Here is a 23,979-nt window from a genome sequence, read left to right as displayed (position 1 = left end):
TTTCACACACTTGTGTAGAAATAGATAGTATAGCAGTTATAAAGGAGGAGTTTACATGTTAAACTTTAACATTCGTGGTGAAAATATTGAGGTAACTCCAGCTATTCGAGAGTATGTTGAGAACAAAATCGATAAAGTTGAACGCTATTTTAACGAAGATGTTAATGCCAACGCTAATGTCAATTTAAAGGTTTACAATGACAAACAAACTAAAGTGGAAGTTACTATTCCAATGAAGAATCTAACTCTTCGTGCTGAAGAGCGTCATAATGATATGTATGCTGCTGTTGATCTAATTGTTGATAAATTAGAGCGTCAGATCCGCAAGCATAAAACAAAAGTAAACCGTAAATTCCGCGAGCGTGAAGGTGCAGGCCTTTATTTTGCTACTACTCAAGCAGCCGCTGATGCTGTGTCAGAGGAAGAAGAATACTCAATTGTTCGTACAAAGCAATTTGATTTAAAACCTATGGATCAAGAAGAGGCAGTTCTACAAATGAATATGCTTGGACATGATTTCTATGTCTTTACAGATGCTGAATCGAACGGCACAAATATTGTATATAAACGTAAAGATGGAAAATATGGCTTAATTGAAACTACTTAAAACTTCATGATGACAAAGGCTCTCGCGATGGCGAGGGCCTTTTTTTGGTATGACAATCATATGTAGCCGGGGTGACAGTTTGCATGAAACTGTTACACAATGGTAAAATGAAAGTTGAATCTATATAGGAAGTGAAAAACATTCATGGCAAACCTATTAAATAAATTATTTGATTTCAATAAACGTGAGCTAAAAAAATTAGAAAAAATTGCTGACCAAGTTGAGAGATTCGCTTCTCAAATGGAACAGCTTTCAGATGATCAACTACAAGCGAAAACAGATGAATTTAAAAAGCGCTATGCTGAGGGTGAGCATTTAGAGTCGATTCGTGCCGAAGCGTTTGCTGTTTGTCGAGAAGCGGCAAAACGTGTATTAGAGATGTACCCATTCCGCGTTCAAATCATGGGGGCAGCCGCTCTTGATGAGGGGAATATTGCGGAGATGAAAACCGGGGAAGGTAAAACTTTAACAGCGACAATGGCTGTTTATTTAAATGCGATCACTGGTAAAGGTGTACATGTTGTAACAGTCAACGAATACCTAGCGAGTCGTGATGCTGCTGAAATGGGACAACTTTATAATTTCTTAGGCTTATCTGTTGGGCTTAATTTAAATAGCCTTTCAAAAGATGAAAAACGTACTGCTTATGAGGCAGATATTACGTATAGTACAAACAATGAGCTAGGATTTGACTACTTACGTGATAACATGGTGCTTTACAAAGAGGAACGTGTACAACGTCCATTGCACTATGCTGTCATTGATGAGGTGGACTCGATCTTAATTGATGAAGCTCGTACGCCATTAATTATTTCGGGTCAAGCTGGGAAATCAGCACAGCTTTATAAACAGTCTAATGCGTTTGTGCGTATGTTAAATGCAGAGACAGACTATACGTATGAAGAATCCACAAAAGGTGTTACGTTAACAGATGCAGGTGTGGAAAAGGCAGAAAAAGCATTTGGCATCGATAATCTATTTGATTTGACACATGTTCGTTTAAATCATGCGATCAATCAATCATTAAAGGCGCATGTAAGTATGCATAACGATGTCGATTATGTTGTGCAGGATGGCGAAATTGTAATCGTTGATGGCTTTACTGGTCGTTTGATGAAGGGTCGTCGTTATTCTGATGGCTTACACCAAGCAATTGAAGCTAAAGAAGGCGTTGAGATTCAAAATGAATCAATGACTATGGCGACAATTACCTTTCAAAACTACTTCCGTATGTATCAAAAGCTTGCAGGGATGACAGGTACAGCGAAAACAGAGGAAGAGGAATTCCGTAATATTTACAATATGAATGTTGTCGCTATTCCAACGAATAAACCAATTGCTCGTGATGATCGTGCTGACTTGATTTTTGCAACGATGGAAGGGAAATATAAAGCAGTTGCTGCTGATATCGCAGAGCGTCATAGAGCTGGTCAACCTGTTCTTGTTGGTACAGTTGCTATTGAAACGTCTGAGATTATTTCTAAACTATTGGATAAACATAAAATTCCTCATAATGTATTAAATGCGAAAAATCATGAACGTGAAGCTGAAATCATTGCGAACGCTGGTACAAAGGGTGCAGTGACAATTGCAACAAACATGGCTGGACGTGGTACAGATATTAAACCTGGCGAAGGAGTACTCGAAATTGGCGGTTTAGCGGTAATCGGTACAGAGCGACATGAATCACGTCGTATTGATAATCAGCTTCGTGGACGTTCTGGTCGTCAAGGGAATCCAGGGGTTACACAATTCTACCTATCCTTAGAGGATGATTTAATGCGTCGTTTTGGCTCTGATAATATGAAGTCGATGATGATGCGCTTAGGTATGGATGATTCCCAGCCATTGCAATCTAAAGTTGTGTCGAGAGCTGTAGAATCAGCGCAGAAACGTGTCGAAGGTAATAACTTTGATGCGCGTAAACGATTATTACAATATGACGATGTACTACGTCAGCAACGTGAGATTATTTATAAAGAGCGTTATGATGTACTAGAAACAGAAAATATGCGTGTGCTTGTTGAGTCTATGATTCAAGAAACGATCGATAATGTTGTTAGCCTGTATACTCAAGGTGAACAGAAGGATTGGAACCTAAAGGCTATTGAAGACTTTGTAGCGGCTAATCTTTTAGAGGAAGGTCAACTTAAAGTATCTGATTTCCAAGGCAAGTCTGCTGAAGATATTAATCAGCTAATCTCTGATGCTGTTCATGTTCGTTATGATGAAAAAGAGGCAGAACTGACACCAGAGCGTATGCGTGAGTTTGAAAAGGTTATTTTATTACGATCAATCGATACAAAATGGATTGATCATATTGATGCAATGGATCAACTACGTCAAGGTATCCATCTGCGTGCTTATGGTCAAAACGATCCTCTTCGTGAATATCAACAAGAAGGCTTTGCGATGTTTGAGGATATGGTAGCCTCTATTCGCGAGGATGTTGCGAAATATGCGATGAAAGCAGAAATCCGCAATAATCTGGAGCGTGAAGAGGTGGCAAAGGGGCAGGCTGTTAATCCAAAAGAAGAAGGTGGCGCTGCGCCGAAAAAGCAACCAGTACGTAAAGCTGAAAACATTGGCCGTAATGATTTATGTCCATGTGGTAGCGGCAAGAAATTTAAAAACTGTCATGGTACAGCTCAATAATATCTAGGTGAAAAAATCATTTTAACTACGTGTTGAAATGATTTTTTCTTTTTAAAATTACTTAAAAATGAAGAAATTTTAGTATAAAAAGTCAGAATTTATAGACAATTGAAAAATATGGGTATACAATAGCTGTAATAATAGGTATATAGTACAAGTCGTTTATCCTATTATTATCCTGAATTTTTGATGGTGATACTAAGTCTTAAGGAGGATCGGAATTTTCAAGCAATCTTACTCATTGAAAATAGCGGGAATGTACGCATATTTGTATATTCCTTTTTATTTTGACTGGAAGCAACATAAAATGTATAAAGGGGGACTATAGATGCATAAAAAAGATATTATGAATAGTGAAACAATGATGTATATGCCTGTGTATGATTCCTTTGGAAATTTATGTACGCAGGTGTATGAGAAAAATAATGAGTATATATCTACGTTACCACCAACGAAATTATTGGACTTTAATCTGCGTTATTTTGGTTCTAGTTTAAGAGGAGCATTCGATGGTTCGAAAATGATCCTAGGCAAGCTTAATAAAAATCCTATCGTCGTGCACGAACGTTGTAATATTTTATGGTTTCCTAGTAGGTCTCCTTTACACCCTGACTGTATTTGGTTCGCTGTTCATCATATAGATGACTATGTCGCTGTGGATAAAAAGAGGACAAAGATTACTTTTATGAATGGCAAGGAATTTATTGTGGATGTCAGTGTCAATGCGTTAGAGTCTCGGATTCAAAGAGCTTTTTTATTAAAATATAGACTAGAGAAACGAACAAAATATTTACTTGTTCAGTATGACCGTGTGAAAGTATTTCAACGTCTTGCCAAGAATATGTTTGAGGACGAGACGCAGGATAGTTGACTTAATTCCACAAAACATCTGCTAGATAGTATGTTTTCGTTTCTAAAAACGTTATAATAAAAAGATACGGAGCTTTATGAATAAAGTGTTAGCTTCATGACTAACGTTCGGAGGATTTAATGATGATTGAATTAGCAGATGTACGCAATGTGTTAGACACTACAGCCAAAAAATTGGCGGACTTTAGGGGGTCTCTTTGACTTAGAGAACAAAGAGGCACGTATTCAGGAGCTAGATGAAATGATGCTAGAGCCAGGCTTTTGGGATGATCAGCAAGGTGCTCAGGTGATTATCAATGAAGGAAATGGCTTAAAAGCTATTGTCAATGAATATAAAGATTTAGTGGAAACACATGAAAATTTAGATATGACACTGGAACTTTTGCGTGAAGAACCAGACGAAGAATTACAAGAAGAACTAGGCAAAGAACTAGCAGAATTCCAACAAAAGATGGCTGATTTCGAGCTACAATTACTGCTAAGTGGCCCATACGATCAAAACAATGCCATTTTAGAGCTACATCCTGGTGCTGGTGGTACGGAGTCACAGGACTGGGGTTCAATGCTATTACGTATGTATACACGATGGGCTGAGAAGCGTGGATTTAAAGTGGAAACAGTGGACTATCTACCAGGAGATGAAGCTGGGATTAAATCTGTAACATTGTCGATTAAAGGTCACAATGCTTTCGGTTATTTACAAGCGGAAAAGGGTGTGCATCGTCTAGTACGCATTTCTCCATTCGATTCGTCTGGCCGCCGTCATACGTCCTTCGTTTCCTGTGATGTTATGCCAGAGTTTGACGACAATATAGAAATCGATATTCGTACAGAGGATTTAAAAATTGATACGTATCGTGCAACAGGTGCAGGTGGTCAGCATATTAATACGACAGATTCTGCCGTTCGTATTACGCATATTCCTACTGGTACGATCGTACAATGTCAAGCTGAGCGCTCCCAGATTAAAAACCGTGAAAAAGCGATGACGATGTTAAAAGGGAAGCTATATCAACTAGAACTTGATAAACAGCAGGCACAATTAGATGAAATACGCGGTGAGCAAAAAGAAATAGGCTGGGGCTCCCAAATTCGTTCGTATGTCTTCCACCCATACTCGATGGTGAAGGATCATCGTACAAATGAAGAAACAGGTAATGTGGGTGCTGTGATGGATGGCGATTTAGATCCATTTATTAATGCCTATTTACGTTCAAAAATAAATTAATACCCAGATTCCCCAAGAGTGAGATGCTCTTGGGGAATTTTTGTTAAAAGGGTGGATGATATGGTGCATCTTGGCTCAGCTGTTTTCGTTCATTCATGTAATATTTATACAGCATAGATGCGTTAAGAAATTGTTTACTAATGGAAGCATAACGAATAGGTAGTTCGATTTGTTTATCATTTTTTAACGTTACAATACACCCCAATTCGCTAGGTGTAATATTAATAATTGCATGAAGCCCTATCCATATATTGTGAATGGAGCTGGGTGAATAAGTTGGCAGAAAAATACAGGGATAACCATAATCAAAGGCCACGACGATTGGTAGCTTGTGTTGATTGCCGAAAAAACGTTTAGCCGATTGTTTTGCGGCTTCGTAAGTTGATCCTAATGAGAGACAGGATTTTCGAAGGACATGCATCGGTTTGCGTGTAACAATCAGCTCATTATGCTTATCAATCACGTGCGTGAAGACTTTGGAGTCATGCTGAATAGGTTGCAGCAAATAAGTATTGAATGAAATTAAGTAGCCGTTTACAAAGTTAGTTGTCATATAGGGAGTGCCTCCTTTTTTCTAGTGATAACGGTAGTGTAAAACAGAATATGACTTTCTTAAATTAAATGAAATAGTTGAAAATCGTTCAGAAAAGCACGAAATGCCTAGAGAATTTGCTCTAAATATCAATTGATTAATAGCTAATCCAAGATATTTTCGAATCGTAAGCATTGCTTTTTAATTTCAATTTTCATATAATTTAGAAAAGGATCGAGGTGAGATCGTTGGATAAATATTATTCGTATACAGATTTTCTGAAAGCCGTTGGTCAGTCGAAAAAAGTTGATGAGGCAGAGAAATTATTAAACGAGATTTATTTAGATTTATTTTTAAATCGTATCCAGCGTATGCATCGGCAAGAGCAGCTCATGGTTCTGATAGATAGAGCACTCGATGAAAAAGATGAAAACGCATTTTATCAATACGCATCCGAACTAACTTCCTTACACCAAACAGAAGATGAATCATGTTGACGAACCCGCTCTCCATATCTATTGGAGAGTGGGATTTTTTTGCTTTTGAAAATAGTTGCAGAGGATGTGAAGATTGTATGTTTTGGTTAGAAGAAGTGATCTTGCTTATAGAATGGGGAAAGTCATTTAAAAAGTTTGAGACGCTGTTTATAAAAAAGTGAGAGTCGCTCAAAAAGTACATAGCCCGGCTCCTGAGAGAGTGTGAGCTGCACATAAAGCAAAACAGGAAATCCCATCCATCGATGAAGCTTGAAAACCTAATAAAACGGCTATTATAAGAGTAACAAGTTAAATTGACTGTATTGTTATGTAATAAAAATTTTAGAGATGAAAAAAATTTTTACAAACATTCGTTCGTTAAATGTTCGAAATTTTAATATTGCTATGCTAAAATATATGTACAAATTGGAAGGAAAGGACGGGGACATGAGTGCAAACATTTGATTTACAAGCGCCATATCAGCCTAACGGGGATCAGCCACAGGCCATTGCGGAATTAGTGGAGGGTGTGAAAGCAGGCAAACGTCATCAAACATTGCTTGGTGCTACTGGAACAGGTAAGACGTTTACCATTTCGAATGTCATCCAGCAAGTAAAAAAACCAACACTAATTATGGCACACAATAAAACACTAGCTGGCCAGTTGTATAGTGAATTTAAAGAGTTTTTCCCGAATAACGCCGTTGAATATTTTGTCAGCTACTATGATTACTACCAACCAGAAGCTTATGTACCGCAGACAGATACCTATATAGAAAAAGACTCTAGCATTAACGATGAAATTGATAAGCTGCGTCACTCTGCTACTTCTGCATTGTTTGAGCGTGAGGATGTCATTATTATTGCATCTGTGTCCTGTATCTATGGTTTAGGTTCTCCCGAAGAATATCGAGAAATGGTTGTTTCCATTCGTACGGGTATGGAAATTGAACGTAATCAGCTACTGCGCAAGCTTGTAGACGTTCAGTATGAGCGAAATGATGTTAGTTTTACTCGCGGAACATTTCGGGTACGTGGAGATGTAGTGGAAATCTTCCCAGCCTCTCGTGATGAGCATTGTATTCGTGTGGAATTTTTTGGGGATGAAATCGATCGCATTCGTGAGGTAGATGCACTAACAGGAGAGATTTTATCGGATCGAGAGCATGTTGCTATTTTTCCTGCATCTCACTTCGTTACACGAGAAGAGAAAATGCGTAAAGCGATTGAAAATATTGAAAAAGAATTAGAGGAACGACTTGCATTATTACGTGCAGAAGATAAATTACTAGAGGCACAGCGTTTAGAACAGCGTACACGCTATGATTTAGAGATGATGCGTGAAATGGGCTTTTGCTCTGGGATTGAAAACTATTCACGTCATTTAACATTGCGTGAAGCAGGTGCTACTCCATATACTTTGCTAGATTATTTCCCCGAAGACTTTTTACTTGTGGTTGATGAAAGTCACGTAACACTTCCACAGGTTCGAGGAATGTACAATGGTGACCAAGCACGTAAAGGAGTGCTCGTAGAACATGGCTTCCGATTGCCATCTGCTCTAGATAACCGTCCATTACGTTTTGAAGAGTATGAAAACCGCGTACATCAAGCGATTTATGTATCAGCCACACCAGGTCCTTATGAACTGGAGCATACACCAGAAATGGTAGAGCAAATTATCCGTCCAACTGGATTATTAGATCCATTAATTGATGTACGTCCTATTGAAGGTCAAATTGATAATTTAATTGATGAAATACAAGATCGAATTGCGCGTGATGAGCGAGTTTTAGTGACAACGCTAACGAAGAAAATGTCTGAGGATTTAACGGCTTACCTGAAGGAAATGGGCTTAAAAGTAGAATACTTACATTCAGAAATTAAGACACTAGAACGTATTGAAATTATCCGTGAGCTACGCAAAGGAACGTATGATGTGCTAATAGGTATTAATCTATTGCGTGAAGGTCTTGATATCCCTGAGGTGTCCCTTGTGGCAATTTTAGATGCTGATAAAGAAGGATTTTTACGTTCAGAGCGTTCATTGATTCAAACCATTGGTCGTGCTGCTCGTAACGCGAATGGTCATGTCATTATGTATGCGGATCATATAACAGACTCGATGAAAAAGGCGATTGATGAAACGCAACGTCGTCGTGCGTTACAAATGGCTTATAACGAGGAGCATGGCATAACACCTCAAACGATCATTAAGAAAATCCCAGATGTGATTCGCGCAACACAAGTAGCAGAAGAAGAGGAATCGTATGTAACAAAGGCAACAAAAGGCAAAAAGCTGACAAAGGCGGAAAGAGAACAGCTCTTAGCTTCCCTAGAAGTCGAAATGAAGGAAGCAGCAAAAGCGCTTGATTTTGAACGTGCGGCTGAGTTACGAGATACAATATTTGAATTGAAGGTAGAAGGGTGAATGACTTGTGAAAAATACTGAAATTGTCGTGCAAGGCGCACGTGCTCATAATTTAAAAAATATCAATGTCACAATTCCACGTGACCAATTAGTCGTTTTAACAGGATTATCAGGCTCTGGAAAGTCTTCTCTAGCATTTGACACAATTTATGCGGAGGGCCAACGTCGTTATGTTGAGTCCCTCTCCGCCTATGCCCGCCAATTTCTTGGACAAATGGATAAACCAGATGTCGATGCAATAGAAGGCTTGTCGCCTGCTATTTCCATTGACCAAAAAACAACTAGTCGTAACCCGCGATCTACTGTCGGTACGGTAACGGAAATCTATGATTACCTACGTTTACTTTATGCACGTATTGGTAAACCGATTTGTCCAAATCATGGCATAGAAATCACTTCCCAAACGATTGAGCAAATGGTGGATCGTTTATTAACCTATCCTGAGAGAACAAAGATGCAGCTCCTTGCACCAATGGTTTCTGGACGTAAGGGTACCCATGTTAAACTGCTAGAAGATTTAAAAAAGCAGGGGTTTGTTCGTGTACGAATTGATGGGGAATTGCGTGATTTAGATGATGCTATCGAACTTGATAAAAATAAAAAGCATTCCATCGAAGTAGTAGTGGATCGTGTTGTTATGAAGGAAGGGATTGCTGCTCGTCTGAGTGATTCTTTAGAAACGGCTTTACGCCTGGCAGATGGACGTGTGCTTGTCGATGTGATGGAACATGAAGAGTTACTATTTAGTGAGCATCATGCCTGCCCATTATGTGGTTTTTCTATTGGTGAGTTAGAGCCTCGTATGTTTTCATTTAATAGTCCGTTTGGTGCTTGTCCAAGCTGTGATGGCTTAGGTTCAACACAAGAGGTAGATTTAGATTTAGTGGTGCCTGATTGGGATCGTTCTTTGTTAGAGCATGCCATCGCACCATGGGAACCAACAAGTTCGCAGTACTACCCACAATTACTAAAAGCTGTATGTGATCATTACGATATTCCAATGGACGTGCCTGTGAAGGATTTGCCAAAGGAAAAGATGGATAAAGTTTTATATGGCTCTGGAAAAGACAAGATACACTTCCATTATGAAAATGAGTTTGGCAATGTGCGAGATCAAATGATTGAATTTGAAGGGGTGGTGCGCAATGTTGAGCGTCGTTTTAAAGAGACGACATCCGATTATGTTCGTGAGCAGATGGAAAAATACATGGCACAGCAGGCTTGCCCTTCATGTAAAGGGTATCGTTTAAAGACTGAGACGCTAGCAGTGAAAGTAGCTGATAAACATATCGGTGAGGTCACACAATATTCAATTCAGGAAGCAGACACTTTCTTTAAAGAGCTTGATCTCACTGAAAAGGATATGCAAATTGCTCGATTAGTTTTACGAGAAATCGAAGAACGATTGGGCTTCCTTGTGAATGTTGGTTTAGACTATTTAACATTGAGTCGTGCAGCAGGTACATTATCTGGTGGAGAGGCACAACGTATTCGCCTTGCTACACAAATTGGTTCACGATTAACGGGAGTCCTCTATATTTTAGATGAGCCTTCGATTGGTTTGCATCAGCGAGATAATGATCGACTGATTAGCACATTACAAAATATGCGTGACATTGGAAATACGCTGATTGTGGTAGAGCATGATGAAGATACGATGCTTGCTGCAGATTATCTCATCGATGTAGGACCTGGAGCAGGCGTCCATGGCGGTCAAATTGTGGCAGCAGGTACACCACAGGAAGTTATGAATAATGAAAAATCCTTAACTGGACAATATTTAAGTGGTAGAAAGTTTATTCCTTTACCAATTGAAAGACGCCAACCAAATGGCCGAAAGCTTTCCATTAAAGGTGCCAAGGAAAATAATTTACGCAATGTTAAAGTAGATGTTCCATTAGGCTTATTTGTAGCAGTGACAGGTGTGTCTGGTTCAGGGAAATCTACACTGATAAATGAAATTTTATATAAATCTTTGGCACAGAAGCTGAATCGTTCAAAGGTTAAGCCTGGCGAGCATAAAGAAGTGACAGGTATCGATGAGCTTGAAAAAGTAATCGATATTGATCAATCGCCAATTGGGCGTACACCTCGTTCAAACCCAGCAACTTATACAGGTGTTTTTGATGATATTCGCGATGTTTTCGCAGCAACAAATGAAGCAAAGGTACGAGGCTATAAAAAAGGACGCTTTAGCTTTAATGTCAAGGGCGGTCGTTGTGAAGCATGTCGTGGTGACGGCATTATTAAAATTGAAATGCATTTCCTTCCAGATGTTTATGTACCATGTGAAGTATGTCACGGCAAACGTTATAACCGTGAAACACTTGAAGTGAAGTATAAAGATAAGAGTATTGCAGATATTCTCGATATGACAATTGAAAATGCAGTAGTGTTCTTTGAAAATATTCCAAAGATCCAGCGTAAGCTACAAACGATTGTTGATGTGGGGTTGGGTTATATGAAATTAGGGCAACCAGCCACAACCTTATCGGGTGGTGAGGCGCAGCGTGTAAAACTAGCCTCTGAATTACATCGACGCTCAACAGGGAAATCCTTCTATATTTTAGATGAACCAACGACAGGATTACATGCCGATGATATTGCTCGTTTACTTGTCGTTTTACAGCGTCTTGTTGAAAACGGTGATTCGGTATTAGTTATTGAGCATAACTTGGATGTGATTAAAACAGCTGATTATATCATTGACTTAGGTCCAGAAGGCGGAGACAAAGGTGGTACGATTGTTGCAACTGGTACACCTGAAGAGGTAGTAGAAGTAGCAGGCTCCTATACAGGCAAATACTTAAAACCAATTCTGGAACGTGATCGTATGAGAATGGATGCATTGCTAGCAGAAGCTACTAAGTCTTAAGGGTTTTACATTCGAACGGAAATGATTAATCTGGATTGAAAGGTGATCTTAAATTGGGGAAAGTCGCTCAATCCAGATTGAAAATGATTCGAAATGTGAAGAACCCACTAAAACAGAGGTCAGAAGTGATCCAACTAATCTAAAAAACGAGCAATAAAATCTTCAGAGGTAAAAGCCTGTCGATGTTGAAATGAAAAGACCCAATTTATTCAATTTTGCAGTGAAACTTTTCACATGATGAATCGTATAAATAGTATAACGAACTGAGGGAGGCTATTTATTTATGCAAAATGAACGTCAACGAATTTTAGAACTTGTAGAAAAAGGAACAATTTCGGCACAAGAGGCGATTACATTATTAGAAGCATTAGAGCAACCTGGCAAGTCTACTCAACATGTTATGAATGATGTGTCGAAAGAGACGCAATCCTTTTCAAATGAAAAAGAGCCATTATTTGAAGAAAAATCAAAAGATGGTGACAAGAAAAAAGATGATTTTATGAAATACTTCCAAGATGAAATGCAGGATTTTCGTAAGGATTTAACGCAAATCGGTTCTCTTTTTATGGATATGATGAATACGGCTGTTAAAAAGGTAAAGGAATTTGATGTAGCTTCTCCATTTGGAGATAAAATTGAATTTACCCATACAGAAGAAGTGGCTGCTGCTAATGTGGACAATATTATTGTTGAATTACCGAATGGTAACTTCTCATTGGAATCCAGTGAAGGAGAAACTATTCAGGTGATTTGCAAGGTAAAGGCACCTTTGATGAACGAAAGTGAAGAAGAAACTCGTAATCACTTCTTAGAGCAATTTGTTGTGAAAGAAGAAGCGCAATCACTTCGTATTTTGAGCCAATTAAAGCTTGTTCAAGTCAATGTGAAGGTGCTAGTACCAAAGGATAAACTTGAAAAATTATCTGTTCGTCTAATGAATGGTAGTGTTTCATTACAGGATACAGAATTTGAAGAATTAAAAGTGAAAACGTTAAACGGTGCCATTAAAGGTACGAAATTTAATTTTGGAAAAGCTGAAGTGGATTCTTCTAATGGTTCCATTGAATTAACGAATGTTCGAGGTAAGGATTTAGAGGCTGAAACATTGAATGGGCGTGTTTATTTGGATGGTGCATTGGATGAAGTTGAAGCTAAGTCTGTCAATGGACATGTAGTCGTAACAACATGCTCGACAAATTCTTCTAAAATTAAAGCTCAAACAGTTGCTGGAGCAGTGGAATTATATGTCCCACGAACAATTTCATTGAGCGGTAAAGTCGTAACGAATTTCGGTAAAGTGGATGTGGGTATCCAGGATGTTTCTAAAATGGAGTCACAAGATCAATTCTTATCCAAAGTAGTCCGTTTCGACAAAGAAGTTGAAAATGCGAATCGCCTATTTATCGAGGGTGAATCGAAAACTGGTGCTGTTTTAGTGCGCTACACAACAACAGATGAACAACAAATTTAACAGTAGAAGCATTCAAGGTAAAGCTTGAATGCTTTTTCTTTTCAAACAGGATTCGACCTAGCACATAGAGGCGAATCTTGTTTTTATTTTTGTCATATTTTTAAGGATAATGGCAAGGAAAGAATGAAATAGAAGGAACTGCCACGGATTGAAATGAAACTGTAATAAAAAAACAGAAATAGAGTGCTATAATAGTAAAAGAAATACCTCTTACATAGATGAGAGTTTTAGGTGGTTTAATCATGATAGAAATGAAAAATGTGACAAAGAAATACCCAAACGGTGTTGTTGCGACAAATGGTATTTCCGTTAATATAAAGCAAGGCGAATTTGTGTATGTAGTTGGCCCAAGTGGGGCAGGGAAATCCACATTTATTAAATTGATGTACCGTGAAGAAAAAGCAACATCAGGACAAATAATTGTAAATGGTATTGATTTAGCAACTTTAAAGAATAAGAAGGTCCCTTTTTTGCGCCGTCAACTTGGTGTAGTTTTCCAAGATTTCAAATTGCTACCTCGTTTGAATGTCTATGAGAATGTAGCGTTTGCGCTTGAAGTAATAGAGGAAAAGCCAGATGAAATCCGACGTCGGGTTATGGAAGTGCTAGAACTAGTTGGATTGAAGCATAAAGCAAGAATGTTTCCAAATGAACTCTCAGGAGGAGAGCAGCAACGAGTATCGATTGCTCGTTCAATCGTCAATGTCCCAAAAGTGGTGATTGCAGATGAACCTACAGGGAATCTTGACCCTGAAACATCATGGGAAATTATGAATTTATTTGAGGAAATTAATGCACGTGGGACAACGATTGTAATGGCAACCCACAACCGTGAAATTGTAAATACGATTCGACGTCGTGTTATTGCAATTGAAGGCGGCTTAATTGTCCGTGATGAACACGGAGGTGAATACGGCTATGAAATTTAGTACAGTAAAGCGCCACTTCCGGGAAAGTATCAAATCACTTGGTCGAAATAGCTGGATGACCATTGCCTCTGTCAGTGCCGTTACCGTTACGCTCATTCTAGTAGGTGTTTTTGCGCTTATTATGATGAATTTAAATAAAGTAGCAACGGATTTAGAAAATGATGTCGAAATTAAAGTGTTAATTGATGAAACAGCAGATGAAGCTGCTGAAAAAGCACTCATCGAAAAAGTCAAAAAATTGCCTGGTGTCTCCGAGATGACGTATTCCACTAAGGAAGATGAGTTAACCAAGCTAGTAAAAGACTTCGGTGATGATTTTAAACTATTTGAACAAAGTAACCCTTTACGTAACGTTATTTATGTAAAAGCTGCTGATCCACAGCAAACAGCAAAAGTTGCGAAAACCATTGATAAATATGAGTATACATATGATGTAATGTATGGAGAAGGAAAAGTTGAAAAACTATTTAACTTCTTAAATATTAGTCGTAATGTAGGAATCGTACTTATTTTAGGGTTATTATTTACGGCAATTTTCTTAATTTCGAATACAATTCGTATAACGATTATAGCTCGACGTGATGAAATAGAAATTATGAAACTTGTAGGGGCTACAAATTCATTCGTGCGTATCCCATTCTTATTAGAAGGTATGTGGCTTGGAATTTTAGGTTCAATTATTCCGATTGCGGTTGTCACGACCCTTTACCACAATATATATAAAATTATTGCACCACGTTTACAAGGAGAGCTTGTTCAATTACTAGATTTTTCTCCACTTGTGTATCAGGTAAGCGGTCTTCTGTTACTCATTGGTGTACTGATCGGTATTTGGGGAAGTTTCATGTCAGTACGTAAGTTTTTAAAAATTTAGTCACAACGGATATTTGTGAAAAAGAAAAGAATAGTCGAAGGGGAGTTCAATCGGTGAAAAGTAAGGCGAAAAACATATTAAAAACACTTGCAGCAGCATCTGCTCTAATTCTTTTTATCCAAACTCCATCAGCATATGCAACAAGTTTATCGGATTTAAAAGAAGAAAAGAAACAAGTTGAAACAAAGAAGAATCAGTTAAATTCATCTATCAGCAATAAATCAAATGCAATTACAGCTAATCAAGAAAAGCAACAACAAATCTTAGATCAAATTCAAGCATTGAACGCTGAAATCGACAAAACTAATAGTAATATTAAAAAAGTACAAGCAGATATTCGGGCAACAAATGAGGAAATTAAAAAGTTAGAAGCTTCTATTGAAGAGCTTTTGCATAAAATTGAAGAGCGCGATTTATTGTTACAAGAACGTGCACGTGCCATTCAAGCTGGGGGATCTGTAAGTTATTTAGATGTTTTGCTAGGCTCTAATAGTTTTGTAGACTTTATTGATCGTTTCTCTGCAGTTAATGCATTATTGGAAGCGGATCGTCAAATTATTCAAGATCAAAAAGATGATAAACAAAAATTAGAAGAGCAAAAGCAAAGTGTAGAAGAGAAACGTAAAAACCTAGAAGGTAAAAAAGCTGAGCTTGAACGATTAAAAGCATCATTAGACAGTCAAAAAACTGAGAAAAATAAACTAGTAGACCAATTAGAAAAAGAGCAAGAAAAGCTGAAATCAGAAAAGGTATTACTTGAAAAAGAATACTCAGAGGCTTTGGAAGTAAGTCAGGAATTGCAAGATCAAATTATTGCTGAACAAAATCGTTTGGCTGAAATTGCACGTCAGCAAGAGGCAAAACGTAAAGCAGCCGCCGCGGCCGCGGCGGCAGCTGCTGCTAACAATGGTGGCGGATCATCTGGTGGTACAGTCCATGCGCCTCAATCAAACGGAACTTGGATAAAACCAACGAATGGTCGCTTAACATCACCATATGGTTGGCGAAATCTTGGAGCAGGTCCTGAATTCCATTATGGTGTCGACCTTGCAAATGCAACGGGAACACCAATATGGGCAGCAGCAGATGGCGTTGTTTCTTACGCAGCACCACTTAGTTCGTATGGTAATGTTGTCATTGTAACGCACTCTATCGATGGACAAATTTACACAACCGTTTATGCACATTTAAGTGCATTTAATGTTAGTGTAGGACAAGAAGTAACACAAGGTCAGCAAATTGCAGCCATGGGTAGTACAGGTCGCTCTACTGGCCCACACTTACACTTTGAAGTGCATATTGGTCCTTGGAAAGGACAAGCAGTCGGCAGTGTAAATCCACTGAAATATATTCCATTGTAAACATAAAAGCTATACACTAGCGTTTTCTAGTGTATAGCTTTTAATATTTCATCGAATGTTTCACCATTCACCAACTTATAGGTTTGCCCATTAATAGCCAATAAGCCCTTTTTGCAGAACAGTATTTTTAATGTATGGTCAAAATAAGTAAGATCCAATTGATAGACAACATCAGCTTTTTTGTTATTTAATAAGGTTCTTTTTAATTCCAAAGTACTTAAGTCTAAACGCAAACATCTAATCGTGGATTTTCACGATTGAGAATGGCAAAGCTTTTATTGGTACCATTGTCAACTTCCAAATCGTTATCTTATTTACTATTTCTAGAAGATCTTTATTAAGAAAAAATCTTGTAGTAAATTCTTTGTTCGATACTCTGAGTACAGCATCAGAACACTAATACTAAGACAAATAGCAGCAATCCATAGTATAAGTCGCTTTGAAAGCATAACTCCTCCCCTTTTCTCATTTTACGAAATATTCCATTGAAAGTTTCATCGCTATTATAAGATTCTAAATAATGTTATGATGAATATATACTTAGTGGGGTATTTTTATTGTTGTTATTTCTGAAGATTTTCTTAAAACAGTGTGAAATAGTCTTTTTTTAAAAAGGTTCTATGCTATGCTTTCGGAGGAGGATTCGTTGAATTGATAAATACAGAGTGGTACTCAATCCGAACATTAACTTTACCAGCTACTGCAGTCGCTTTACTTATTACTTTTTTTATTGTGTGGCTTATCTTGCGCTTACAATTTTCTAAAAAGTGGTCTGAGCTATATAGTGATGCCATTTTCACCTTTATTATTGTTTGGAAGTTAAGTTTGCTTGTAACAGATTTCAAAACGGTAGTAAACAATCCAATTACATTGCTTTATTTTAATGGCGGAACAATGGGTGTTCTTCTCGGTGTCATTGTAGCATCTTTGCAAATATGGAGAAAGCGACAGAGTCTACAGCTTGAGGAACAAGAGATGATAGCTGGTAGCTGGGCTATTATTCTAACGCAATCCATTTATCAAATGCTTGCTGTGCTATTTAATGACAACAATATATCGAGTGAAGTTATAACATTAGCTGTGCTAAGTGTAGTCACGCTCGTCATATTATGGAGATTAGTAGCGGTGAAACAAGCTCTCATACTCTATACAATTAGCTATTTGATAGTGGCTATCTTCCAGCCGCTTGGTATAGGGCAAACAGCTGTGGCTGTCAGTGTAATACTACTTTGTTTGGGCTTAACTATTCAGCATGAACGAATCAATGTGGGAGGTAAGAAATGAAAAAAAATATTGGACTGCTGATCGTTGTGCTATTAGTGGTTGCGATGATTGGTACATATGTAAAACAACAAATTGACGAAGAACGTGCTATTGATAAATCGGCTCTAGGTAAGGATATGGAGGAGCTAGAAACCGGCTTAAGCAAAGGGGATATACCGCCTGATTTCACCTTAACAAGCTTAGACGGGGAAGATATCACGTTAAGCGATCTTCGTGGAAAAAAAGTCGTTTTAAATTTCTGGGCGACATGGTGCCCACCTTGTAAGGCGGAAATGCCTCATATGCAAAGCTTCTATGATGAGTATGCAAAAGAGAAAAACGTTGAAATTATAGCGGTCAATTTAACAGAAGCCGAACGTGATGTGACCGCTGATGCCAAAGTGGACACAGTGATGACATTTAGAGATAGCTTTGAGCTAACGTTCCCTATTTTATTGGACCCTGACAATGAAGCTGGCTTGAATTATCAAGTCATCACGATTCCAACCACTTATTTTATTGATTCCAAGGGCCTCATTCAACGCGCCATCAGAGGACCAATGGACGTGGATATGTTAAATGATTATGTAGATGCACTAGATTGATTCATAAAAAATCTGCTCGTTTTCTATAGTGGAAACAAGCAGATTTTTTTATTTTTCATAAATCAAGGTGAATACTCGCGGGAACCAAGGTATATCCGTGCGAATCAACAGCCAACATCCATGTGTAAAGTGAATTATTCTCTCTTAACAAATTTGAAAGGTAATTTTGTATGTTTGAAAAAATAGAGTCATACAGTAAAAGAGACGGAGGAGGGAAGATTTGCGTAAATTAACAGCCGGTGTCGGAGTCCTACTTAGTAGTTTGGTGGTGGGCAGTGGTATTTACTTTGATTGGTTTAATATTGGCGATAAAAAGGAGCCTGTTACGGAGGTTGATACTATTGGTGAGGCTATGACAATCATTGAAGAAAAATCAGTATACAGTACAAAAAAGGATGAATTAGTGGAAGGGGCTCTTCGTGGGATGGCTGATGCCATTAAAGATCCTTATAGTACGTATTACTCCAAGGAAGAGGCTGAGCAACATCGGCAAATGCTAGCTGAGGAACGAGTAGGCATCGGTATTGAACTAACCGAAAATAAAGGGAAGTTTATTGTTGTGTCACCTGTTCGCTCATCACCAGCAGAGAAAGCAGGCATGCGTTCACTCGATGAAATTGTACAAGTTGATGGGGTACGGATTGATGGGAAAACGATGAGTGAATTAATGCATTTAATTCAAGGTGAAAAGGGAACGAAAGTAACCATTGTTGTCTATCGTCCAAGTGAAGATAAGCATATTAAGATGACGATGGAGCGTGCAGCAATTTCCAATAAAACGGTAACTAGTGAGGTAGTGAAGGTAGAAGATACAGCTATTGGCTATGTAGTGATCTCATTATTCGGTGAAAAAACCGCCAATGAATGGGTGGCAGAAACGAGTAAATTACTTCGTAAAGATGTGGAAGGAATTGTGATCGATGTACGGGATAATCCAGGTGGTTATTTACATAGCGTCGCAGCGCTACTGAGCACAGTATTGGACAATGGCAAAGTATTTGCATATATGCAAAATGCGGAAGGTGCTATGGAACCATTGAAAACGCAAACAAAAGGCTTTGATGAAAAATATATAGAAACGATGAATAAAATTCCAATTGTTGTTTTGCAAAATCAAGGTAGTGCATCTGCTAGTGAAGTATTAAGCGGTGCTTTAAAAGGCTGGGGACGCGCTTCACTTGTTGGGGTTAAGAGCTTTGGAAAAGGGACTGTACAAGAATCTTGGGAGCTTTCCAATGGCGGCGAGCTTAAATTATCAACCAACAAATGGCTAACACCAAAACGTGAATGGATTCATGGGCAGGGCATTGAAGCTAGTTTAATGATTGAGCAAAATGAATTATTTGCTTTTCAACTTCATCCACTAACAGGTAAGTTTAAAGTGGGTGATATGAGTGAAGAGATTTCCTATTCACAAAACGCCTTGCAGAAACTAGGCTATCAAATCGATCGTTTAGATGGCTATATGGATGAAACGACCGCAGAGGCCGTTAATCTTTATCGTAAACAGAAAAAATTAAAACTAGCAGAAGATGAATTTTATATGGACACGACTTTCTTTAATAGTTTAAACGAAACGTTAAAGGATTTTAAAGCCGATCGTCAAAATGACCAACAATTCCAAATGGCCACTAGTTTTTTACTGCATACGATTGACCAATAAAACTCGCAGACAGAACAAAAATACCATAATACAAAGCTTTCTATGAGTTTGTACTACGCAAGCGTGTAGTCCTTTGATACAATAAATTCATAGTATTCAAGATAGAAATGGCGGGTGTTCGTATGGTTAGTGAGATATTAATAGAAATTGTAACAGCGATTGGCCGCTTTTTACTCAACCCATTACTATATATAGTCATAATATTTGCTATTATTTTAGGTTATCGTCGAGTAAAACAGGAGCGTAAATATTTTAATAGACGTATTATTTGGGGCTGGACGGAGCTAATCGGACAATGGAAAGATGGGTGGCTCTATGCACTAATTATTTCTATCATTAGTATTGGAGCAGGTCTAACTGTCCCAAAGGAATTTTTAATCATTTTAACGGCAGTTTCTATAGTAGCACTTATCTTGTTTGTCATGAATGCAATGTCGCCTATTTTGACAATGGGGATTGCCACACTTGCCATATGGGGTATGTCCTATTACAATTGGTCATTTTCCTGGTGGAAAATTTCAGTAGAGGCTGTCCATTTAGAGAGTGGCGCAATTGTGACAATTACCATTCTTGCGGGCCTTTGTGTTATTGCAGAAGGTCTATTAATTCGACGTATGGCGATGAAGGTTACAACACCTTGTATTGAGAAAACGAAGCGGGGTATGCAGGCAATTGTCTATCGGTCAAAAAATGTATGGGTATTACCTATTTTCTTTGTTATTCCTGGTGATGCGATCTCGGCTATATTCCCATATTGGCCACAGTTTACGTTAGGTCATAATAGCTTTGCACTTGTGTTATTTCCACTTGTCATTGGCTTTACTAAACTGACAAGAAAGGAATTACCAGCTTACATGTATCCAAAAATTAGCCGACCTGTCTTTTTACTAGGACAGCTTATTTTAATAGGAGGATTGGCTGCATATTTTGAGCCAGTGATTGGCTTCATTACACTTGCTGTTGGTGTAATTATCCGCATTATAATTGCTATCTACTTTGCACAACAGGAAAAAACAGATCATTATGCAGTTGCGCCAAGTACGAAGGGTGCTATTATTGCAGCCGTTCTTCCTGATTCACCTGCTGAGAAGATGGGCTTACTTGCAGGAGAATGTATCCGCAAAGTAAATGGTGTGTCAATTTTTACAGAAAATGAGTTATATGAAGCACTGCAATTAAATGCAGCTCATTGTCGTCTAGAGGTTTTAGACCGAAACAATGAATTACGTTTAACACAACATGTGATTTATAGCAATGATCATTACCGTATTGGATTATTATTAGCTGAGCCGAGGGAAGTATAATGGACGTTTTTGGGAAAATGATGCTAGCATTATTCATACCAGCTTTATTGGTATTACTATTCACTAGAATTACCTATAACCGCTATGTTGCATTATTATTAGCCATTGCACTTATTGCTGCCTCTGTATATGCAGGCTATACATCCCCACCTATTATTTTCGTTATCGATGCATTTTCATTAACAGTAGGCTTTTGGCTAGCAAGTAAAATGAATAAATAAGGAAAGGTCAGTCCAGGCAATAGGACTGACCTTTTTACATGAAAAATCGCACTGCTGCCATAATGATTACTCCTGCAACTACTGTAATCGATAAGCTTTTTGTGACAAGGGCAATAATAAGAGTAGGAACAAATGTAATAAAGACTGGCCAATCAAGTGTCACTACTTTGCCGCTTTCAGTATCTATTAAATTTTCAATGACAAGAGCACTTAATATACAAACAGGAATAAAACTAAGCCATTTTAGCACAACATCAGGTAGTGTTACACTACGCACAAAAATAAATGGAATGACACGCGGTAGCCATGTTACAAGTGCGCAGCCGATAATAAGCCAGACCATATAAGAAGTTGTTGTCATTTATCTGTCACCACCCCAATTGTTGCGACAATCACAGTTGCCAGTAGCACAGCCACATGTGAAGGGACTACATAAGAAAGACCGTACATAATAACCGCCATATAGCCAATTAACTTGATATAATGCATGATTTTACTTTTACCAACACTGCTCAATTGCAAAACTAAAAGTGCAACAAACATGGCAACCAAGGCAAAATCTAAACCCCATTTTTCAGGATTTGCTACCCACTGTCCTAAAAAGGCACCCGTAACACAGGAAAGAATCCAGAAGATATAGGCTGTTATATTTAACCCATCCATCCATTTACCATATAATTTACCTGTTTGCATTTGCTTTGTGACTGCTACACCAAAGGTTTCATCCGTTAATAATGTACCAAAGCCAACATTTCTAAGCATGGAGTAGCGCGTAAAGTGAGGTGCTAATGTTAAACTCATTAATAAATGGCGTAGATTCACTACGAAAATGGTTACAATGATAGCAGAGGCAGGGCTACTTGTTAAAAGAAGTGCACAAAAAATAAATTGTGCAGAACCTGCGTAAATCAGTATCGTTAATAGCGCGATTTCAAGGACAGATAACCCTGAAGCGGAACCTACAACCCCAAATGCAAGTCCTATACTAATATAACCGAGTAATGTAGGCACGCAATCTTTCACGCCTTGTAAAAAACTGTCATTGGAAGAGCTTGTTGTGTCATCATGTTGAAGCTCTGTTGTACTTGTCATAAATAGGTCATCCTTTCTTGATAATTTCCATGTATACTATTGATGGAATTGTTTGATAGTTCTTGATGTTTATTAAAGTATACATATGTCTGATAAAATAAACAATAGAAATTGGTGAGTAAAGATGGAACAAATGAGTCGAAATTTAGCATTTCAATTAAAGAAAATTAGACAGCAACGTCATTTAAGTCTCGATGATGTGGCCAAAGCGACAGGTGTCAGTAAAGCACAGCTTGCACAAATCGAAAAAGGAGAGGCCAATCCGACTGTTTCAACAATTTGGAAAATTGCAGCGGGTATGCGTATGTCATTCTCTTCATTATTACAGCCGCCAACTGCCCATTACATGCGTTATAGCAGTAAAGATGTACCACATGTCGATGAGGATGAGGGACGCTATCGTGTTTACTCCATTATTCCGTATAATCCAGAGCGAGGCTGGGAGTTTTATAAGGTTGAAATGGAGCCAGGGGCAGTTAGTAGGAGTGAAGCCCATACAGAAGGGGTAGAGGAAACTGTAATGGTTATTAAAGGACAAGCAGTTATTTCTGCTGGAGACATGCATGAATTACTAGATGAAGGGGATACACTAGTATTCTCAGGGCATCAACCCCATGAATATCGCAATACTTCAGAAGGGTTAACAATTTTTCATTTAATTTTACAGTATAAATAGAGGTGTCGATGTTGAATGAATGGTTTACTGTAGAAAATATTGAACAGGTTGCGGCACAGTATCGAACGTTCGGCCCAATCATTGGTTTACTGCTCCCGTTTTTAGAGGCGTTTTTACCATTCCTACCATTAGTCGTATTCGTTGTGGCGAATGCCAGTGCATTCGGCTTATGGCTAGGATTTCTATTATCTTGGCTAGGCTCTGTAGCTGGCTCCTATGCGGTTTTTTTACTTGTGCGTCATTTTGGCAAACATCCAAGACTACAATTTTTAACAGGTAGTAAAAAAGTACAGAAGCTTATTAAATGGGTGGATATGAATGGCATTAGCCCTCTTTTTGTCCTCCTCTGCTTCCCTTTTACACCATCTGTGATTGTCAATATTGTAGCGGGATTGTCACATATCCATAAAAAATTTTACTTAATCGTTTTACTTGCAGGAAAGTTTGTCATGATTTTAGGTATGAGTGTATTGGGCTATGATTTAAAATCGCTCTTGACAAGCCCGGTGAGATTGATAATTGCAGCTGTGGCCATTGTTATTTTATGGTGGGTTGGGAAGTTGATAGAGAAGCGTTTGAATGCCCGTGTAGAAAGAGATTTAAAGCAAGCGCGAAATTTGACGAAAAAGCAGGACCACCATGCCAGTTAAGTAAATAAACTGTAGCCTCTTTCATTATGTGAAGAGGCTGCTTTTTTGTGTAATAAATTAACCTTTTTATAGGTAGGTGAAGGTTGATAGATAGTATTTACTAGTTTTTTTCGATAGAATTTAAGATAGATGATTTAAGTTGTTTTTAGTAGGCTGGGAAAACTGCTTCACCATAGATGAGAAGCGATCAATAGTC

General features: G+C 38.2%; 21 protein-coding genes. 18 read left to right on the top strand and 3 right to left on the bottom strand.

The features are described 5' to 3' along the window. Positions 1-55: 55 nt before the first annotated feature. From hpf to prfB, 4 genes are all read left to right on the top strand, one after another. Entirely contained in the window at positions 56-607 is a 552-nt protein-coding gene (gene hpf, locus AC1RFD_RS13800) for a ribosome hibernation-promoting factor, HPF/YfiA family (RefSeq protein WP_004227537.1), read from the top strand. A gap of 144 nt (positions 608-751) precedes the next feature. After that, on the top strand, positions 752-3,262 hold the full coding sequence (secA, locus tag AC1RFD_RS13795) for a preprotein translocase subunit SecA (RefSeq protein WP_054549768.1): 2,511 nt from the start codon (positions 752-754) through the stop codon (positions 3,260-3,262). 328 nt (positions 3,263-3,590) lie between these two features. Then, positions 3,591-4,133: a competence protein ComK gene (locus AC1RFD_RS13790; RefSeq protein WP_274771647.1), complete on the top strand. Its 543-nt coding sequence runs from the start codon at positions 3,591-3,593 to the stop codon at positions 4,131-4,133. Between the two features lie 122 nt (positions 4,134-4,255). Continuing rightward, positions 4,256-5,360, top strand: a protein-coding gene (gene prfB / locus AC1RFD_RS13785) for a peptide chain release factor 2 (protein WP_237497242.1) whose coding sequence is annotated in 2 segments (ribosomal slippage) — positions 4,256-4,330 and positions 4,332-5,360 — 1,104 coding nt in all. Because the reading frame shifts where the segments join, the coding sequence is not laid out codon by codon here. Between the two features lie 43 nt (positions 5,361-5,403). Here the strand turns inward: prfB and AC1RFD_RS13780 are convergent. Continuing rightward, entirely contained in the window at positions 5,404-5,913 is a 510-nt protein-coding gene (locus AC1RFD_RS13780; RefSeq protein ID WP_048392055.1) for a competence protein ComK, read from the bottom strand. A gap of 227 nt (positions 5,914-6,140) precedes the next feature. On the opposite strand from AC1RFD_RS13780, the gene AC1RFD_RS13775 reads away from it, so the two are divergent. The 12 genes from AC1RFD_RS13775 (at position 6,141) to AC1RFD_RS13720 (ending at position 21,365) form a co-directional block, all read left to right on the top strand. Next, on the top strand, positions 6,141-6,389 hold the full coding sequence (locus AC1RFD_RS13775; protein ID WP_048392054.1) for an IDEAL domain-containing protein: 249 nt from the start codon (positions 6,141-6,143) through the stop codon (positions 6,387-6,389). A gap of 430 nt (positions 6,390-6,819) precedes the next feature. Next, a complete protein-coding gene (gene uvrB, locus AC1RFD_RS13770; protein ID WP_115674275.1) occupies positions 6,820-8,799 on the top strand; it encodes an excinuclease ABC subunit UvrB in 1,980 nt (659 codons plus the stop codon). Positions 8,800-8,806: 7 nt separating this feature from the next. Further along, a complete protein-coding gene (gene uvrA, locus AC1RFD_RS13765; RefSeq protein ID WP_492474981.1) occupies positions 8,807-11,674 on the top strand; it encodes an excinuclease ABC subunit UvrA in 2,868 nt (955 codons plus the stop codon). A 283-nt stretch (positions 11,675-11,957) separates the two neighbouring features. Then, entirely contained in the window at positions 11,958-13,145 is a 1,188-nt protein-coding gene (locus tag AC1RFD_RS13760) for a DUF4097 family beta strand repeat-containing protein (protein WP_066036284.1), read from the top strand. 242 nt (positions 13,146-13,387) lie between these two features. Continuing rightward, positions 13,388-14,074, top strand: coding sequence for a cell division ATP-binding protein FtsE (gene ftsE, locus AC1RFD_RS13755; RefSeq protein WP_016991524.1), 687 nt, complete (start codon positions 13,388-13,390; stop codon positions 14,072-14,074). After that, a complete protein-coding gene (gene ftsX / locus AC1RFD_RS13750) occupies positions 14,064-14,948 on the top strand; it encodes a permease-like cell division protein FtsX (protein ID WP_004227513.1) in 885 nt (294 codons plus the stop codon). The genes ftsE and ftsX overlap by 11 nt, the downstream gene beginning before the upstream one ends. A gap of 53 nt (positions 14,949-15,001) precedes the next feature. Then, the gene (locus tag AC1RFD_RS13745) at positions 15,002-16,309 is read left to right on the top strand and encodes a murein hydrolase activator EnvC family protein (RefSeq protein WP_048392050.1); all 1,308 of its coding nucleotides are present in this window, start codon (positions 15,002-15,004) and stop codon (positions 16,307-16,309) included. 651 nt (positions 16,310-16,960) lie between these two features. Further along, the gene (locus AC1RFD_RS13740; RefSeq protein ID WP_054549775.1) at positions 16,961-17,593 is read left to right on the top strand and encodes a hypothetical protein; all 633 of its coding nucleotides are present in this window, start codon (positions 16,961-16,963) and stop codon (positions 17,591-17,593) included. Next, positions 17,590-18,177 carry a redoxin domain-containing protein gene (locus AC1RFD_RS13735; protein ID WP_048392048.1) on the top strand — a complete coding sequence of 196 codons (588 nt, stop codon included), beginning with the start codon at positions 17,590-17,592 and terminating at the stop codon, positions 18,175-18,177. The genes AC1RFD_RS13740 and AC1RFD_RS13735 overlap by 4 nt, the downstream gene beginning before the upstream one ends. 220 nt (positions 18,178-18,397) lie before the next feature. Beyond that, positions 18,398-19,840, top strand: a complete 1,443-nt coding sequence (locus tag AC1RFD_RS13730; protein WP_048392047.1) for a S41 family peptidase — start codon at positions 18,398-18,400, stop codon at positions 19,838-19,840. Positions 19,841-19,962: 122 nt separating this feature from the next. Next, positions 19,963-21,144 carry a PDZ domain-containing protein gene (locus tag AC1RFD_RS13725; protein ID WP_405027334.1) on the top strand — a complete coding sequence of 394 codons (1,182 nt, stop codon included), beginning with the start codon at positions 19,963-19,965 and terminating at the stop codon, positions 21,142-21,144. Next, positions 21,144-21,365 (top strand): DUF2198 family protein, encoded by a 222-nt coding sequence (locus tag AC1RFD_RS13720; protein ID WP_004227503.1) that lies wholly within the window; start codon positions 21,144-21,146, stop codon positions 21,363-21,365. The genes AC1RFD_RS13725 and AC1RFD_RS13720 overlap by 1 nt, the downstream gene beginning before the upstream one ends. A gap of 34 nt (positions 21,366-21,399) precedes the next feature. Here AC1RFD_RS13720 and AC1RFD_RS13715 read toward each other — a convergent pair whose 3' ends face one another. Then, positions 21,400-21,726 (bottom strand): AzlD domain-containing protein, encoded by a 327-nt coding sequence (locus tag AC1RFD_RS13715; RefSeq protein ID WP_048392045.1) that lies wholly within the window; start codon positions 21,724-21,726, stop codon positions 21,400-21,402. Beyond that, on the bottom strand, positions 21,723-22,457 hold the full coding sequence (locus AC1RFD_RS13710; protein ID WP_048392044.1) for an AzlC family ABC transporter permease: 735 nt from the start codon (positions 22,455-22,457) through the stop codon (positions 21,723-21,725). Before AC1RFD_RS13710 ends, AC1RFD_RS13715 begins: the two co-directional genes overlap by 4 nt. A 124-nt stretch (positions 22,458-22,581) precedes the next feature. On the opposite strand from AC1RFD_RS13710, the gene AC1RFD_RS13705 reads away from it, so the two are divergent. Both AC1RFD_RS13705 and AC1RFD_RS13700 read left to right on the top strand, forming a co-directional pair. Continuing rightward, positions 22,582-23,133 carry a helix-turn-helix domain-containing protein gene (locus AC1RFD_RS13705; RefSeq protein ID WP_048392043.1) on the top strand — a complete coding sequence of 184 codons (552 nt, stop codon included), beginning with the start codon at positions 22,582-22,584 and terminating at the stop codon, positions 23,131-23,133. An 11-nt stretch (positions 23,134-23,144) separates the two neighbouring features. Beyond that, complete coding sequence (locus AC1RFD_RS13700) at positions 23,145-23,783, top strand: TVP38/TMEM64 family protein (protein ID WP_004227497.1); 639 nt, start codon at positions 23,145-23,147, stop codon at positions 23,781-23,783. Positions 23,784-23,979 lie beyond the last annotated feature (196 nt).

The organism is Lysinibacillus sp. GW823-FHT02G10 (assembly GCF_058797135.1).
The sequence above is the reverse complement of the archived record's forward strand: the minus strand, read 5'-3'. Positions and strand labels throughout refer to the sequence as shown.